This window comes from Nocardiopsis sp. ATB16-24 (genome assembly GCF_030271535.1).
GTDB lineage: Bacteria > Actinomycetota > Actinomycetes > Streptosporangiales > Streptosporangiaceae > Nocardiopsis.
The window spans coordinates 13,666-29,569 of record NZ_JASCXJ010000025.1; the positions used below are offsets into that span (position 1 = coordinate 13,666).

Annotated in this window: 15 protein-coding genes and 1 tRNA gene; 7 read left to right on the top strand and 9 right to left on the bottom strand. The window is 69.9% G+C overall.

Annotation, left to right across the window (positions count from 1 at the left end; translation table 11 throughout):
- Positions 1 to 38 precede the first annotated feature (38 nt).
- Positions 39 to 365, top strand: a complete 327-nt coding sequence (locus PFX91_RS21175) for a hypothetical protein (RefSeq protein WP_285734555.1) — start codon at positions 39 to 41, stop codon at positions 363 to 365.
- Positions 346 to 1,179 (top strand): oxygenase MpaB family protein, encoded by an 834-nt coding sequence (locus PFX91_RS21180; protein WP_285734557.1) that lies wholly within the window; start codon positions 346 to 348, stop codon positions 1,177 to 1,179. The genes PFX91_RS21175 and PFX91_RS21180 overlap by 20 nt, the downstream gene beginning before the upstream one ends.
- Here PFX91_RS21180 and PFX91_RS21185 read toward each other — a convergent pair.
- Together PFX91_RS21185 and PFX91_RS21190 are read right to left on the bottom strand one after the other, a co-directional pair.
- Positions 1,172 to 4,156, bottom strand: a complete 2,985-nt coding sequence (locus tag PFX91_RS21185; RefSeq protein ID WP_285734559.1) for an AfsR/SARP family transcriptional regulator — start codon at positions 4,154 to 4,156, stop codon at positions 1,172 to 1,174. The genes PFX91_RS21180 and PFX91_RS21185 overlap by 8 nt on opposite strands.
- Before the next feature lie 126 nt (positions 4,157 to 4,282).
- Complete coding sequence (locus PFX91_RS21190; protein WP_285734561.1) at positions 4,283 to 4,462, bottom strand: hypothetical protein; 180 nt, start codon at positions 4,460 to 4,462, stop codon at positions 4,283 to 4,285.
- 637 nt (positions 4,463 to 5,099) lie between these two features.
- Here PFX91_RS21190 and PFX91_RS21195 point away from each other — a divergent pair.
- The 3 genes from PFX91_RS21195 to PFX91_RS21205 all read left to right on the top strand — a co-directional run bounded on the left by PFX91_RS21195 (position 5,100) and on the right by PFX91_RS21205 (position 7,143).
- Positions 5,100 to 5,603 carry an NUDIX hydrolase gene (locus tag PFX91_RS21195; protein WP_285734633.1) on the top strand — a complete coding sequence of 168 codons (504 nt, stop codon included), beginning with the start codon at positions 5,100 to 5,102 and terminating at the stop codon, positions 5,601 to 5,603.
- 226 nt (positions 5,604 to 5,829) lie between these two features.
- Entirely contained in the window at positions 5,830 to 6,249 is a 420-nt protein-coding gene (locus PFX91_RS21200) for a hypothetical protein (RefSeq protein WP_285734563.1), read from the top strand.
- A gap of 87 nt (positions 6,250 to 6,336) precedes the next feature.
- Entirely contained in the window at positions 6,337 to 7,143 is an 807-nt protein-coding gene (locus PFX91_RS21205; RefSeq protein ID WP_285734635.1) for a DUF2786 domain-containing protein, read from the top strand.
- Between the two features lie 221 nt (positions 7,144 to 7,364).
- Here the strand turns inward: PFX91_RS21205 and dnaN are convergent, their stop codons facing one another.
- Positions 7,365 to 8,519, bottom strand: a complete 1,155-nt coding sequence (gene dnaN, locus PFX91_RS21210) for a DNA polymerase III subunit beta (RefSeq protein ID WP_285734565.1) — start codon at positions 8,517 to 8,519, stop codon at positions 7,365 to 7,367.
- Positions 8,520 to 8,712: 193 nt separating this feature from the next.
- On the opposite strand from dnaN, the gene PFX91_RS21215 reads away from it, so the two are divergent.
- Positions 8,713 to 8,801, top strand: a tRNA-Ser gene (locus PFX91_RS21215).
- A 307-nt stretch (positions 8,802 to 9,108) separates the two neighbouring features.
- Here PFX91_RS21215 and PFX91_RS21220 read toward each other — a convergent pair.
- The 3 genes from PFX91_RS21220 to PFX91_RS21230 all read right to left on the bottom strand — a co-directional run bounded on the left by PFX91_RS21220 (position 9,109) and on the right by PFX91_RS21230 (position 11,204).
- Positions 9,109 to 10,350 (bottom strand): alpha/beta fold hydrolase, encoded by a 1,242-nt coding sequence (locus tag PFX91_RS21220; protein WP_285734567.1) that lies wholly within the window; start codon positions 10,348 to 10,350, stop codon positions 9,109 to 9,111.
- A gap of 303 nt (positions 10,351 to 10,653) precedes the next feature.
- Positions 10,654 to 10,875, bottom strand: a complete 222-nt coding sequence (locus PFX91_RS21225) for a hypothetical protein (protein WP_285734568.1) — start codon at positions 10,873 to 10,875, stop codon at positions 10,654 to 10,656.
- Positions 10,872 to 11,204, bottom strand: a complete 333-nt coding sequence (locus PFX91_RS21230) for a hypothetical protein (RefSeq protein ID WP_285734571.1) — start codon at positions 11,202 to 11,204, stop codon at positions 10,872 to 10,874. Before PFX91_RS21230 ends, PFX91_RS21225 begins: the two co-directional genes overlap by 4 nt.
- Positions 11,205 to 11,367: 163 nt before the next feature.
- On the opposite strand from PFX91_RS21230, the gene PFX91_RS21235 reads away from it, so the two are divergent.
- Positions 11,368 to 11,595, top strand: a complete 228-nt coding sequence (locus tag PFX91_RS21235) for a GntR family transcriptional regulator (RefSeq protein WP_285734573.1) — start codon at positions 11,368 to 11,370, stop codon at positions 11,593 to 11,595.
- Positions 11,596 to 12,113: 518 nt separating this feature from the next.
- Here the strand turns inward: PFX91_RS21235 and PFX91_RS21240 are convergent.
- The 3 genes from PFX91_RS21240 to PFX91_RS21250 form a co-directional block, all read right to left on the bottom strand.
- The gene (locus PFX91_RS21240) at positions 12,114 to 13,046 is read right to left on the bottom strand and encodes a universal stress protein (protein WP_285734575.1); all 933 of its coding nucleotides are present in this window, start codon (positions 13,044 to 13,046) and stop codon (positions 12,114 to 12,116) included.
- A 20-nt stretch (positions 13,047 to 13,066) separates the two neighbouring features.
- Positions 13,067 to 13,975, bottom strand: a complete 909-nt coding sequence (locus PFX91_RS21245) for a universal stress protein (protein ID WP_285734577.1) — start codon at positions 13,973 to 13,975, stop codon at positions 13,067 to 13,069.
- An 83-nt stretch (positions 13,976 to 14,058) separates the two neighbouring features.
- Positions 14,059 to 15,903, bottom strand: coding sequence for a nucleotide-binding protein (locus tag PFX91_RS21250; RefSeq protein WP_285734578.1), 1,845 nt, complete (start codon positions 15,901 to 15,903; stop codon positions 14,059 to 14,061).
- Position 15,904: the final 1 nt, after the last annotated feature.

Consider the following 15,904-nt stretch of genomic DNA (forward strand, 5'->3'; position numbering starts at 1 on the left):
CCTTACCTGAGTTCGGCCGGACGCCCAACGAAAAATCCATGGTCCCCGCCGAGGCGTCCTCCCTGCTCGCGACATGGCAGAACCGGACCGGTCTGGCCACCTCCCTGGACCCCGGCCCCCGACCCTTCCACGACCGCCCCTGGCCGGTACTGGACGCGGACCGGTTCGCCCGGGCCCTGCTGGAACGGATCGAGGACCCTGGCCTGGTCGGACGCGCGCCGGTGGGGACCGTCGACCAGTTCGTCGACAACACCGACGCCCTGACCCGACCGGAGGTGTTCGGTGCCCTGGTCCCGCAGGCGTGCCCTCCCAGATCACCACGGAAGGTGACATACGATCCCCGGCATGGGCCGATCCTCCGATGACTCACCCCTGCGCCGCATCAGTGCGGAGGCCTGCCTCCTGGGCGGCGCGGGTTACGCCGTCCTGCTCCAGATCGCCCACCCGAGCGTCGCTCAGGGTGTGTACGAGCACAGCGACTTCGCCTCCCGACCGTTCGACCGCCTGCTGGGCACCCTCTACTTCGTGTACGGAACCGTCTACGGCACCCCCGAGGAACGGGAGCGGCTGCACGCCATCGTGCGCGCGCTGCACCGCAAGGTGAACGGCCCGGGCTACCGGGCGCTCGACGACGACCTGCTGCTGTGGGTGGCCGCGACCCTGTTCCAGGCGAACTCGCGCGTGCACGCGATGGTGTTCGGCGAACTCGACAAGGAGGAGTACGCCCGGTACCTGAGCGAGGCGTCCGTGCTCGCCACCGCCCTGGGCCTGCCCGAGGAGAAGTGGCCCGCCACCCCCGAGGAGTTCGCCGACTACTGGGAGTCCAGTGTGGAGGGGCTGCGGGTGGGCGAGGAGGCGCGCGACATCACCGGCCGACTGTTCCGTCCCGCGAGCCCGGCGCTGCGACCGCTCATGCGGTTGCAGTCGCTCCTGACCGGAGGGCTGCTGCCACCGGACCTTCGCGAGCGGCTCGCCATTCCCTGGTCACAGAGCCGCCAGCGCCGGTTCGATCGGGTCGTGGGGGTGACCCGTGCGGTCTACCCGTGGCTTCCCCGCCCGGTACGGACGCTGCCCACCACCCTGTGTCTGTGGTCCATGCGGCGCGGGGCGCTGGGGCCGCGGTGGCTGGCCCCGCCCCGACGGCCCCGGTCGCGCGATCGCGGCGGCGTCGTCAGGTGAGGGGAGGGGGCAGGTTCACCAGGGCCTTCCCGGCCCGCTCCGCCTCGGCCAGCCCCAGTGCGGTGAAGGTCTCCTCCGCCTCCCGTAGAAGCTCGCGCGCCCGGCCCACCGCCATCGTCGGGGCGGGGAGTGTGCCCAGGGCGAGCGCGGCGCAGGCGGCCGTGTGACGCTCACCGCGCTCGACCGCGAGGGCGCGGGCCCTCTCCAGTTCGACCGCCGCCTCCGGGTGCCGACCCGCGGCCGCGTAGGTGATCCCCAGTTCGGTGCGGATCTCGGCGTCGCCGCTGCGTCGCCCGTGCTTCTCGGCCAGGTCCAACGCCTTGGTGTGCGCCTCGACCGCCTCCTCCCAGCGTCCCGCCGCCCGGTAGGTCACGCCCAAGGCGTTGTGGACGTAGATCTCGTTGCCCACCAGGTGCAGTCTCAGGGACCACTCCAGGGACTCGTTCAGGTCACGGAAGGCGCTCTGTAGTTCGCCCATACCCGTCCGTGCCTCTCCCATGACGCGTTTGGCCTGGGCCTTGGTGACCTCGTGGTTCTCACCGGTGGCCTTCGCCATGGCCTGCTCGGCACAGTGCAGCGCCTCCGTGTGCTCCCCGAGCGTCTGTTTCAACACCGCCAGGTTGCCCCACTGCAAGGCCTGCAACGGGGTGTCCTCCAGCCGGGACGCGAAGTCCAGCACCCCTTGGATGGCCTCCGCGGCCTCTCTCAGGCGCCCCACGCGTTCGTAGACCATGCCCAGGTTGGACAGCGCCCGGATGATGCCCCTGTCGTCGCCGACCGACGTCAACAGTTCTCGGGCCTCCGTGAGGAGTTCCAGCGACTCGTCGAAGCGTCCCGCGAGGTAGTGGGCGACGCCCAGTCCGATGAGGGTCACCGCGCGTCCCCGCCGGTTTCCCTGCTTCTCGCTGATCTGTAGTACGCGATGGTGGGAGCTGATCAACAACCCCAGTCGGCCGTGGAGGGCGTAGAAGCGCCACACCGCGTCGGCCATGCGCCAGGCGTACTCGCCGTTGTCGTGCGAGGCGAAGTACTCGATCGTCTCGGCCAGGTTCTCCTGGTGCAGGGTGAACCAGCGTTCGGCGTCCTCTCGGCCGGACAGCTCCGTCCGATAGCCGGGGCGGGTCTGGACGGTGTGGTGGGCGCGTGGTCCCAGAAGGTCCGCGGCGTGCTGCGCGGTCGCCATGTACTGTTCCGCCAGGCGGAGTCTGGCCGCGTCGACCTCCTCGGCGGGCAGCATCGTGGCGGCGCGATCCCGGGAGAAGGCGCCGATGAGGTCGTGCATGCGGTACACGTCCCCCTGGGGTTCCTCGAGCAGACAGACCCCCACCAGTTCCTGGAGGATGTCGTCGGCCTCGTCCACGGACATGTCCAGGAGCGCCGCCGCCCCGCCGAGGTCGATGGTGCTTCCGAACATCAGCCCCAGAAGGAGGAAGGCCCGGCCCTGCTTCCGGTTGAGGCTCTGGAAGGACAGGTCGATGGCGGACTCGACGCTCTGTCCCTCCACCCGGAGCTCACGGAACTTGCGGTTCTGCTCCCCCAGGCGGCGGGCGACGTGCTCGAAGGTCCACCGGGGACGGCTGAGCATGCGCCCCGCGACCACGCGCAGGGCCAGAGGGAGCCCGCCACAGATCCGCACGATGTCGCGCGCGTGCGCGAGTTCGCGTCGTATCCGTTCCTCTCCCAGGATCCGTCCGAGCAGTTCCAGCGAGGACCGCTCGTCGAACACCCCGAGGGAGAAGAAGCGGGCCCCGCTGAGGCCGGAGAGCTCGTTGCGGGTCGTGATGAGCGTCATCGACCCCGGTGAGGAGGGGAGCAGAGGGCTGACCTGGGCATAACTCGACGCGTTGTCGAGCACGACCAGGACCCTGCGGCCCATGAGGGTGGCCCGCCACAGCGCCGACCGCTCGTCCAGGGACTCGGGCACGGCCTCGGGATCGACCCCGACCGCGCGCAGCAGGGCGCCGAGCGCGGACATGGCGTCGAGCGGTTCCTTGTCCGTGGTGTAGCCGTACAGGTCGATGAACAGTTGCCCGTCGGGGTAGCGTTCGACGGCCTCGTAGCCGAAGCGGACCGCGGTGGTCGTCTTGCCCTCACCGCCGCTGCCCGTGATGACGCAGATCTGGGCGCGGTCCTCACCGGCGCGGGCGACCTCGTCCAACCGTCGCAGGGAGTCCCGTCGTCCGGTGAAGTCGGGCAGGTCCCGGGGCAGGTCGTTGCGCACCACGAAGCGTGTGCCCGGCTCCTCCGGGGTCTGCCCCCTGGACTCCACCTCGGGAGGGTCCTCTTGCAGGATCCGGGCGTGCAGGGCCGTCAACTCCGCCCCGGGGTCCACCCCCAGCTCGTCCGCGAGCCTGGCGCGGAACTCCTCGTACACGGAGAGCGCCCTGGCGCGTTCGTTGTCACGCCACAGGGCCGTGATGAGCAGGTGGTGCAGGCGCTCGCGGAACGGTTCCTGACCGACCAGGGGGGTCAGACGCGAGACCACGTCGGTGTTCCTGCCCAGTTCCAGGGCGCGTGCGGCCCAGGAGATGACGCAGGACCAGCCCTCCTCCTTCAGGGGGGCGACGAGGGAGTGGTCCAGGTACTCCGAGCCGATGCCGGAGAACGGAACGCCGCGCCAGCATCCCAGGGCGAGGTCGAGCAGCTCGACCGCGCGTTCGTCCTCGGCCGTGGCGGCGGCGTCCCGCAGCCTTCGGAAACGGTGCAGGTCCACGGACTCGGGGTCGACGTCGAGGGTGTACCCGCCGGAGGTCGTGACGATGGTGCCGGGAAGGGCGCGGCGCAGATGGGAGATCTGCACCTGGATGACGGACCGCGCGGTGCGGGGCGGGTCGTCGTTCCAGAGGTAGCCGATGAGTTGGTCGATGGTGACCTCTCGACCCAGGTGCACCAGCAGCGCTCCCAGCACACAGCGCTGGCGCGGTCCGCCGACCGGAACCGATCGGCCACCGGACCAGACGGTAATGGGGCCAAGCACACCGAATTCCACAAGCAGCAACCCTAGCAAGGGTCATTGACAAGAAAAGGGAATAGGAACACGCCAACGGCTCCGAGCACCCTTCCTCGGGTGCTCGGAGTGGCCGTTGAACCGCCCCGAACGGGGTTACTTCTCCTGGGTCGGCTTTTCCTCCGCGGGGGTGCTCTGACCGGGCTTTTCCTCCGCGGGGGCCGGCTTCGTCGGGTCGGGTTCCTGGTAGGGCTGCATCTTGTCCGCGCGCACCTCACGGGAGACGTCGGCGACGATGGCCTCGAACCGATCGTCCACGGTCAGCATCTTCGGCACTCGAACTCCTCGTCTGGCAGCACTCGCGTAGAGTCGCAACGTCGCCCTACGCCGTCTTCGAAGCGTCAACGGAACCGCCCTTCGGCGGACCGGCCACCCGTGGCGAGTTCCGCCTCGAAGCACACCACGGGTGGCATGTGTCCAACGAACGTCGCACTGGCCGGACCACGAGCCGTCCTCTCGCGGAACCGGTCGCGTCGAACGTGTTCCACACTAGAGAGATCCTCTTCCACCACGCTTTCAGTCTTCTTTCAGCACTGAAATCCACGTGGCGGCCGTGACCGTGAGGGCTGGACCATCATTAACCCGAAAAAACCCGATGGCCAGTGATTGGCCGATTGCGGACAGTCAGAAAACGCACGTGTCGTTGAGAACGCTCTTGCGCGAGTGGCCCCGAGGCGACTCCCGCCCCTTCTTTCTCTCGGGTCCCGTTCTGAGCAGCGTGAACGACGCACGTCCCACGACGACGCTCCGCCGCTTCCGGTCCTCGGTGAGGGGCCGGCGGCGCCGTGGAGACCGGGGCACCGACCTCGGGGAAGGGCTGCGGAAGTGTGGGGGCGGATCATAGGTTGCTAGGAGAGGGGCCGGACGAACGGCACACCGGCCGGTCACGAAAGGTGCGGAGTTGGAGGACATGATGCTGGACGGGGACGGAAACGGTTGGGTGAGCCTGCCCGACGGATCCCGCAGATGGGGTCTTTACGGTGCGGCCGGTCTGCTGTTGTACGCCACCGACGTGGCCGGGGTCGGCCACGTGCTGCTCCAGTACCGGGCCGGATGGACTCACATGGGCGGCACCTGGGGGGTCCCCGGGGGCGCCCGCAACCGTGACGAGACCGCCTTGGAGGCCGCCGTGCGCGAGTTCCGTGAGGAGGTCGCCGGCGACCTGGACGGGTACACCGTGCTGGGCGTACACGAGCAGGACCTGGACGTGTGGCGTTACGACACGTTCATGGCGCGGTTGCCGGAGTTGGCGCCGTTCCGGCCGGGCAACTCCGAGAGCCAGGAGGTGCGCTGGGTACCGGTGGACGCGGCCGAGTCGCTCCCGCTCCTGCCGGCGTTCCGTACCTCCTGGCCGTATCTGTACACGAACCTGACCTCCGCGACCGCGGGCGGGTCGGGGACCTCCCCGACCCCGTGATCCCGTGGTCGGGGAGGTCCCCGACCCTTCGGTTCCTCGCCTTGGCTTCCGACCGTCCCCGGAAAGCGGAACCGGAAGGGCCTTCCCGAACGTTGGCGGGATACCACGTGCGAGTAAGGGGAATGTCAGGGACGAGCCCTGATGCGTTCGGAGCCCCGAACCCGCATGCTGGAGGAGACGGCCCGGCGAAGAGCGGTCGTCACGCTATTCGACTGGAGCAGTGGACATGACGCTGGAGCGCGGTAACGCATTCACTCCCGTCGCCTCGGCGACGATGATCTGGCCCTGGACCACCTCGGTGCTGGGCGGGGCCGCCGGCGGGGCCCTCTTCTTCCTCCTCAACCTGGGCTCGGGGCTCGGCGCCATCGCCTCCGGCCTGACCGCCGCGGTGATCTTCTTCTCGCTCATCGGCGGTGTGGGCGGCGTGATGAGCAGCAAGGCGGACCGTCGGGGCAAGCGCTACGCGGCCACCTACCCGTTCCGTTACGCCGCCGTACCCGCGGGAATCGGCGGTGCGGGCTACGCCCTCGTCAGCATCTTCACGGGCTCGATCCTCGGTGGGCTGTTCGGCGGACTGTTCGTCGCGGCGGCGATCTGGATCACTGTGGGCCTCATCGCGATGGTGGTGGGCAACAAGAACGCTTAGGCTCGGTGTTTTCCGCCTTCGGCGGAAGGTACGACACCCACCTAGGGAGACGACCGCGCACCGATGACTGAAGCTGCTCGTCAGAAGATGGTCGAGCGGGTCCGTGGGCTCCTTCGCATGGCGGAGGATCCCGCGGTCACTGACGCCGAGAGCCAGGCGTTCACCGCCAAGGCCGCCGAGCTGATGACCCGCCACGCGATCGCGGAGGCCGAGGCCCGCGCCGAGAGGGGCGAGGAACCGGACGCGATCAGCCGCATGGACTATCCGGTCTCTGGGGTGGGCGGTCATGGCAAGGCCCGGGTCCGGGCACTGGCCGACATCGCCGCCGCCTACGGCTGCCAGTCCGCCGTACGGGGCAACACCTCGGAGAACACCGAGCGCCTCATGATCCTGGTGGGTACGGTGAGCGCCCTCGACGCGCTGCGGATGCTGCTGCCGTCGATCTCCATGCAGATGGAGGCGTCGGCGAAGTTCATGAGTTCGGCACACGTGTCCGACATCCGGGAACTGCGCAACTACACGCGCTCGGAGCTGGAGACCGAGCGCAAACGCTACTACCGCTCGTTCGTACGCGCCTACGGGCAGGCGGTGGCCGAGCGTATCCGCGAGTTCCGCGTCCGGTTGCAGGAGATGTCCTCCCACGACGCCTCGGGAAGGCAGAGCGGCGAGGGCGGGGAGTCCCACCGTGGCGCCGAACTGGTGTTGCGGGACGACGTGCACCGGGTGAACGAGGAGTTCCAGCGGCAGTTCCCCCAGTTGCGCAAACACCGTCCCGAGCGCACGCACAGCCCGGCGGGCTACCGTGCGGGCTACCGACGGGGGCGGCAGGCCGAACTGGGGCTGGACACGCCCGTGGGCGGTGGCGGCACGTCCGCCCTGACCGAGAGCGACTGACCCTTCTCCCCTGCGGGGAAGAAGTTATCCACAGGCTGTGTACAGGCTCTGGGATTGCGTCGTTTTCGCATGTCAGGACTGAAATACGAGAGCAGAACCGGGATGATTCGGATGCTCTGCCGTCATGACTACTGGGGGTTATCCACAGGAAGACCCACTTCCTGTGGATAACCCTGTGGATAACGCCCCGCCCGGGCAGAGAAAGGGATCAAACCCCCAGTTCAGGGCATCCGCAAAGGCTGGACCAGGTAGCGGAAGGACGGTTTCTCACCCTCCTTGGCCGGTACCTCGGTGAACACGGCGGGTTTGGTGGGCTCGGTGAAGTTGAGGTGGGCGCCGTCGCTCTCCACCGCGGTCAGCCCGTCCATGAGGTAGTCGGGCCGGAAGGCCAGACGCATGGGCTCGCCCTCGTAGGCGACCTCGATCGCCTCCACGGCCTGGGCGTCGTCACCGGAACCCGCCTCCAGCACCACCTCATCGCCGGAGAACGCCAGACGCAGCGGGGTGTTGCGGTCGGCCACCAACGCCACGCGCTTGACCGCCTCCATCAGCGGCGCCACGGCCACCTCGGCTCGCGCGGCGAACTCCTTGGGAAACCACGAGGCGTACTTGACGAACTCGCTGTCGATGAGCCTGGTGGTGGTGCGGCGCTCGCCGTTCTCGAAGCCGATCATGCCCTCGGCCGGGGAGAGACCGACGCCCTCACCGCCGCTGACGGTGGACAGGGCGATGTCCACGTTGGACCGGGTGACCAGGCCGCGCACGGTGTCGCCGAGCGTACGCGCGGGGACCAGCGCGGCCACGTCCACCCCCTGGTCGTCGGGGTTCCACCACAGCTCGCGCACCGCGATGCGGTAGCGGTCGGTGGCGACCACGTTCAGGGTGTCGCCCCTGAAGTCGAGATAGGCGCCGGTGAGCATGGGCAGGGTGTCGTCACGGCTGGCCGCCGGAGTCACCTGACGCACGGCCGTGGCGAAGGCGTCGGCGGAGATCGAACCGATGCGGCCCGGCATGCCGGGCAGGGAGGGATAGTCCTCCAAGGGCATGGTGATGAGGGTGAAACGCGCCGCGCCACCGGAGATCCGCACTCGGGGCCCGTCGGTGTCGATGTGGACGGAACCGGGGGGCAGGTTGCGCACGATCTCGGCCAGCAGGCGACCGGGCACCAGCGCGGCGCCGGACTCCTCCGAGAGCACGTGGACCGAGGCGCGGGTGGAGACCTCGTAGTCGAAGCCGGACAGGTGCAGGGTGGAGCCGTCCTCGGAGAGTTCCAGGCGGATGCCCGCGAGCACCGGGACAGCGGGCCTGGTGGGCAGGGCCCTGGCCGTCCAGGCGACCGCCTCGGCGAACGCGTCGCGGTCCACTCGAAGTTTCACGATGGGGCCTCCTCGCAGCTGTCGTCCTCGGAGAACGTACCCACCGACGCCGACAGTCGATCTCGGCTTCCGACGAGGAACGGGGTTTCGGACGGTGTTCGTGCGGCCGATGGTCGGCGGCCGGTGCCTTCGTCGGGCCGCGCCCGCCGGTGCCGGTGCGTTACCATGACTGGCGGAGAGTTCCTCTCCCCCAGGAGGGTTCGCATAGCGGCCGAGTGCAGTGCTCTTGAAAAGCACCAAGTCCTTGACGGGGCTTCGTGGGTTCAAATCCCACACCCTCCGCGGAATCAGGGAGTCTCCCCAGGTGGGAGGCTTCCACGGAGCACGGCGAAGGCCGGTGGTCCCGATCCAGTGCACATGCGGTGCACATGGAACGCGAGGACCGCCGGCCTTCGGTGTTCCCCAGGTCCGATCCGGGGCCTGCCGAACGTGCCGCTTGGCGGGCATCAGAGCGCCAGAGATCAGCTCACCCCGACGACGTTGCTTCCAGCACAGAAACAACCCCTTGAAACTGTTCCAGGAGCTACGTCATCGCACAGAGACACGGGATCGGGCGCTTCCACCGCCCTCCCAGAGTTCCCCGCACCCCTCACAGCTGAGGACGTACCGGCCCTCGGCGGAACGGCGTGCGTTCGAGCCCCAGACGGGTGCGGATGATGGTGGCCAGGTGGCGGGAGGTGCCGTGCTTGGGCAACGCCGCCAACTCCTCCCCCGCGCCGACCAGCTCCTCGTGCTTGCCCTCCCGTAGCCGTTGCATCACGGTGCGCGCCGCGACGGGATGGACGTCCAGAACGCTGTGGCCGGTCTTGGGCAGGGTGGCCATCACGCCACGCGGGGCGGTGGAGGCGATGCGCTCCGCCGTCGACGGGGCGGTGCGCAGATCGCGCTCCCCTCGCAGCACCACGAGCGGCCAGTCGAAGGAGGGCAGTGCGCCGAGCATGTCGAAGTGTTCACCGGAGAACGGCGGGAACCGCTTCGCCACCTCGGTGAACCGTGCGGGGCGGTCGAAGGGTCCGCCGTCCCGCTCGGACGCGTAGCGCAGCTCTCGGAAGGCGATGGCGCCGGCGAGGTCGAACTCCATGATGTAGGGCACGGGGGTGTCGGTCTCGCTGTCGCCCAGGGAGGCGAGCCAACGCCAGGTACGGTCGGCCCGTCCCGCGAGCTGCTGTGCGGCCAGGCGGCGTAGCAGGCGGGGGCCGCCGTACTCGTAGGTGATACGAGCCACCTCGTCCACCTGGTCCTGTGTGGCGCGTCCCGATCGGACCAGGGCGCGCAGCCCCTTGGCGATGTCCGCGGTCTCCTCGGTCCCCTCCCACAGGACGGAACGGACGTGCTCGCGCACCTCGACGTGGTCGTCGGCGCCGAGCACGGGAGAGTCCAGGACCATTCCGGCCACGCGGGAGGGATAGGTGGCGCCGAAGGCCTGCGCCACGTAGGACCCGTACGAGCTTCCGTAGATGATGGCCTCGTCGATCCCGGCGTCGTCGAGCACGGCGGCGAGGTCGTCGACGACCAGGGGGACCGACATGGCGTCGAAGGTCAGGTCCTCCCCGTCGGTGTCCGTGCGCGACAGCCCCACGCCGCGATGTTCCATCATGACCACGTCCAGTCCCGCGCGCTGGGCACGCGCGCGGAAGCCGATGTAGGGCATGACCGAGGCCAGACCCGGACCTCCGGGGATAACCACCACGGGTGTGTCCCCGCGTGGGCCCGAGCGTACGTACACCAGGTCGAAGGCGTTGGTGCCTCCGTCCGCCTGACGACGTAGCGTCGTCACGCCCGGCATCTCCAGCAGCCGCTTCCGTGTCCGTTCGTCCGAGCGGGCCGCCATCAGACGTTCCGGCCCGGAGCCGTCTTCACCGTGTGTCCCATGTGAGGGGAAGCTAGCACGGAGCGGTACCGCCGCCGGGGCGGAAAACGCCGCTACCGCGTGTTTCCCGGTTCGAAAGAGGCCGGCGGCGACGCCAGGCAGGGCACAGGAAGGACATTTGTGCAGGCCACAAGCCGATCAGTCGTTTTGTCGACATGTGGTTAGGGGCCTTCGCGACGGCGGGACCGCGTGGGCTCCAATCCCGCACCCTCCGCAGATGGGGCCACTCGGAGCGTGGTGATCCGGGTGGCCCCTTCCTTCCCGCTACACGCGGCGAACCGGCCCTTCGCATCGCCACGGCTCGGGCGGTGGTCCGCCCGCACGCAGGTGGGAGTCCAGCAGCGAGAACAGGCGGTCGGCCTCGCGCAGCGTCCCGTAGCCCTCACCGGCGTGGCGGGGACGGCTGCGGAGCAACTCGGACAGGGAGTCGTACAGCTCCGTCGGCTTCTCCCCCTCAAGGAGGTGCCGGATCAGCGGAGTGCTCATGAGGCCGTCCCCCACAGAAGATCCGCGTACGGCCGGTAGGAGGGAAATCGGCTTTGACGTGCCTCGTGGGCCAGGTAGTAGCCGCGCACCAGGGCTTCGGAGGGATCGAACACGGTCGGCGGCTCGGAGCGAGGGTCGGGAGCCGGCCGCGGGGCCGGTACGGGGATACCGGCGACGGTCGCGGGGTGGGCGGCGTAACGGCGGACCCGGGAGGCGCGGCGCCTACGCGCCTCGGCGTGCACTTCGCGGGTGAGGACACGCGGTGCGGCGTGCAGCCCCCGCGCCGGGCGGAGACAACGGAGGAGGAGGGCCACAGAGGCCATTACCATGTGCACTTGTCTGCCTGCTTTCACCAGGTGGACCGGGCCCGGAGGTGTTCGCCGCACCACCGGGCCGCTTCATGTTCAGTTTCAGATAATAGACCAGTTCAGCTATAGCACGCTAGGCATACCTGCATTGCTAGGTGTTCTCGGTGTTCCTAGCGTCTCTGACATGAAGTGGCGTGAAGGCGTGCCCAGGTGGGTGCAGATCGCGGACGAGCTGGAAAGACGCATCAAGGAGGGTGAGTACCCTCCGGGGAGCCGCGTCCCCTCGGTGCTCAAGCTCATGGACGAGTTCCAGGTGGCCTCCGCCACGGCACAGAAAGCACTGGCGGGGCTGCGCAACCGAGGACTGACGCGCACGGAACCAGGCATCGGCTCCACCGTCCGGGAGAACTAGGTGTGCTGTTCGGTGAGGTTGGTGACACGAAGCGCGCCATCGTGGCCCCCAAAAAAAGTGGATCTTGCTCCCAGCGTCACTTTTGGCGGTTCGCAGTGACGCTGGGAGCAAGATCCACTGGTTCATTCCGCCACCCTGGCACGCTCACCCGGCCCCTCCCACTCCCGAGCACCCGGCCTTTCCCCGTGATCTTGCTCCGGGCGTCACCGCCGAGCACTCCCAGTGACGCTGGGAGCAAGATCACGGGGAAAGGGGCAGACCAAGGAGGCTTATCGGCCTGCTGCCTGACAGAGAAGCGTCAGCGCCGACCCCGGTCCCGTCCCTGCCCCTCGGCCCCCGACCCCCGGCCCCTGACCCCCGGACCCGACCGCCGACTCTCAGCCTCCGACCCCGGTCCCGGCTCCCGTCCCTGCCCCTCGGCCCTCGGCCCTCGGCCCCCCGACCCCACAGGACACCACCCCTTCCGTCCGGGGTGCGCCGGAGCCGCTCTACAGCTGGTCGTGCTACAGCTGGTCGTGCTACAGCTGGTCGTGGTCGGCGTTGTGCGGCATGACCGCCACCGGGATCTGGGAGCGGTGCAGCACGCCCTGACCCACCGAACCCAGGAGCAGGCCGCGCACGGTCCCCCGACCACGGGAGCCCACCACGATGACGTCGGCCCCCTCGGAGGCCCTGAGCAACGCGTTCACCGGGCTGTCCTGGGTGCGCACCACGCTGACCTCGATGTCCAACCCCTCACGCCGTTCGTCGGCGACCTCGGCCAACAGCTCGGCCACGAGTTCCTCGGACCTACGGTCGAACAGGTCCTCCTGCGGCTGGTAGCCCATCGCGGTCATCGCGACCGGGTCGTAGGGGTAGGGCACCTCCCAGCTGTTGACCACGACCAGTTCGGCGTCGCTCTCGCTCGCCAGGTCCACCGCCACGCGCAGCGCGCGACGCGCGTTGTCGGAGTCGTCCACGCCGACCACGATCTTTTTCAGGGAGGTCGTCGCGGGCTTGCCCTCCTTCGAGGGCACCACGACCACGGGGCAGGGCGCCTGGGCCGCGACGCGGACGCTGACCGAGCCCACGAACACCGACGCGAACGTCCCCAGTCCCCGGGTGCCCACCACGAGTACGTCGCGAGGACGGCAGTGTCGTAGCAGCGCCAGCGGGGCCTCCTCCAACGCGGTCTCCGTCTCCACGGTCACCGCGGGTTGCAGTTCACGGACGCGCGTGGCCGCGCGGGTCAGGACGTCGGTGGCCTGCTCGGAGATCTCGTCGGTGGGGCCGAAATGGGCGGGGCCCGCGCTGGCCGACACCATCAGCGGCATCCCCAACGCGTACACGACCAGGATCGGTATCTCCCGGCGGGCGGCCTCGGCCGCCGCCCAGTCCAGGGCCGCCCTGGAGTGCGCGGAGCCGTCGACTCCCACGACGACCCTGGGTGAACGTTCCTTCTTGCGTGCCATGGTGTTCCCTCTCAACGCTGTCACTCGTCATCGGAGTGCGGGGGCAGGACGGCGACGGGCACCGGGGCCCCACGCAGCACCCCCTGACTCACCGAGCCCATCACCAGCCCCCGGACCCCTCCGCGACCGCGTGATCCCACGACGAGCATGTCCGCCTCGTTCGCGGCCTCCAAAAGGGCGTCCACCGGGTCGGCCTGTGTCCGCACCGCGCTGATCTCCAGGAGTTCGGTGCGGTCGTCGACCACGTCCGCGAGCAGCCCGGCGATCACCTCTTCGGACTGGCGGTCGAACGTCTCCTCGTGCAGGGCCCGCGCGTCGTCGTTCGGACCCTTCGACCCCGTGGACGGCGCCACCTGCCAACTGTTGACCACCACGACCTCCGCACCGACCACCAGGGCCTGTCGCAGGGCGAAGCGCAGAGCGCGCCGGGACGACCGGGAACCGTCCACCCCCACCACGACACGCCCTCGGGGCGGTGGCGGTCTCTCCAGATCGGGGACGACGACCACGGGGCAGGGCGCGTGGGAGGAGGCGCGTACGCCGACCGAGCCCAGCATGATCGCCCGGACACCGCTCAGGCCACGCGATCCCACCACGAGGAGGTCGTCACCGTGGGCTTCGTTGAGCAGGACGGCGGGTGCGTCCTCGGGGGCCAGAACGGTCGTGGCCTCCACCTCGGGTCTGGCCCGGCGCACGTACTCGGCGCTCTCGGTGAGCAGCCCGTGTCCGGCCTCGCGCAGCTCGTCGACCGCGACGCGCCCCGAGGCCCCGTAGGCGCCGATGACCACCGGCATGCCCAGCCCGTGCACGATCCGCAGCGGGATTCCGCGTCGGCCGGCCTCCTCGGCCGCCCAGACCAGGGCGGCCCTGGAGGTCGACGTGCCGTCCACGCCGACCACGACCGCGGGTGGGCGTTCTGGTGCGTTCATCCCGACCCCCTCCCTTACTCCTCCCCTGTCCGGAACACGTCTTCGGAAAACCAGGAAAGGGGGTGCGCGCGGTGTGTTCGGCCTCACCTGTGCCGGGCGAACGCCTCCCCCACGCTCGCGGCCAGGTGGAGGTAGGCGTCCCTCGTGGCCGGTGCGAGCTGTTCCAGGTCCACCTCCGCTCCCTCTTCCAGGTGTCCGTCCCAGGGGATCCTCACCACGTCCCGGCACCGTCCGGCGAAGTGTTCCTCCAGGCGGTTCAGGTCCACGCTGCTCTTGCTGTTGGAGCGCACCATCGACAGCACCACCACGGCGCTGCGGACGAGCGGGCCGTGGCCGTGCGCCTCCAACCAGTCCAGCGTGGCGCTGGCGCTGCGCGCCCCGTCCACCGAGGCCGAGCTGACCAGCACCACCTGGTCGGCCAGGCCCAGCACTCCGCGCATCGCCGAGTGGAGCAGTCCGGTGCCGCAGTCGGTGAGGCAGATGGAGTAGAAGTGCTCCACGATCCGGGCGACCTCCCGGTAGTCGGTGTCGCTGAAGGCCTCCGAGACCGCCGGATCGCGATCGGAGGCCAGGATCTCCAGACGACTGGGCGCTTGTGAGGTGAACCCCCGGATGTCGGCGTAGCGCGACACCAGGTGCCGTTCGTTGAGCAGGTCGCGGATGGTCGCGGCGGTCTCCAACCGCACCTTGTCCGAGAGCGTGCCCCGGTCGGGGTTGGCGTCCACCGCGAGCACCCGGTCACCGCGCAGGGAGGCCAGGGTGGCTCCTAGGGCGACCGTGGTGGTGGTCTTGCCGACCCCGCCCTTGAGGCTGAGTACGGCCACCCGGTGGTGTCCGCTCGCCACCGGTGTGCAGGCGCGGGCCACCAGTTCACGCCGGCGCAGCACCTTGGGGGACTCGCCGGGGTTGATCAGGCCGAGGGAGGCGGTGTGCACGGCCCGGCGCCATCCGCCGCTGGGCCCCTGGCGCCGATTGCGTACGAGGGTGGCGGCGTTGAGGGAGTCGGCGGTCTCTCGTTCCTGGTCGACGCCCCCTCGCGCCGGTTCCCGGTCGGTGCTCCGCCGGATCGCCGGGACCGAAGGCGTCTCCGGCCCGGGCCGGACCGTCGCCACCTCCGTGCTCGGTGGGACCTCCGGAGTCGGCGGTACGGGCGGTGCGAGGTCGGCGCGGGGACCGGTGAGCGTGCGCGGCGGCTCGGGGTGGCTTCTGACGGGAACGGCGGGGGTGAGGTCGCTCCGTCCCTCCTCGGGGAGACCCTCGTCCCGGTCCGTCTCCAATGGCGGCAGTTGTTCGGGCTCGGGCACGTCGGAGTCGTGGCGCGGCCGGCGGGGCGCCAGGGGGTCGATCTCCCCGCCCGGCCGTGTGGGACGTTGCAGGCGCTGCCGTTGCGGGCGTTCCGGACGCCTGCGCGCGGCCCCCGGCAGCAGGCGGACCGTGCTCCCCCGTAGGTCGTCCTCGACGTCGTCGGTGTCCGGGTCGGCGTGCCCTTCAGGGGGCCTGGTCTCCCCGGCCGTCTCGGGCGCCTGGGCCCCTCCGCCCGGCCGCGAAGCCCCCGAGGGCGTGGGGGGTTCGGACAGCCAGGGCCCGGGGTCCTCCCCTTCTCGTTCTCCGTCGTCGCCCTCGTCCACCGGCTGCTCCTTGCCGTCGTCCACGGGCGGCACGGCCCGGCTCTCGTCCTCGGGCGCGGGGAACGGTGTGTCCTCGGCCAGGCGGGCGTAGGGCGGCGGAGGCGGGGCGGCTCCCTCGAAGCCGCCGAACCACTGCTCCCGTGGGGAGAGCGCGGTCGGTCGAGGGTCGGCGGTCGCCCCGCCGGACTCCTCGGGCTCGTCGGTCGGGGCTCCCCAGAGCGACTCCGCCCGCTCCTCGGCATCCGGCCGGGAGTCCGCTTCGGAGTCTCGATCCGACCCGTACTGTTCCTGCTGTGCCACC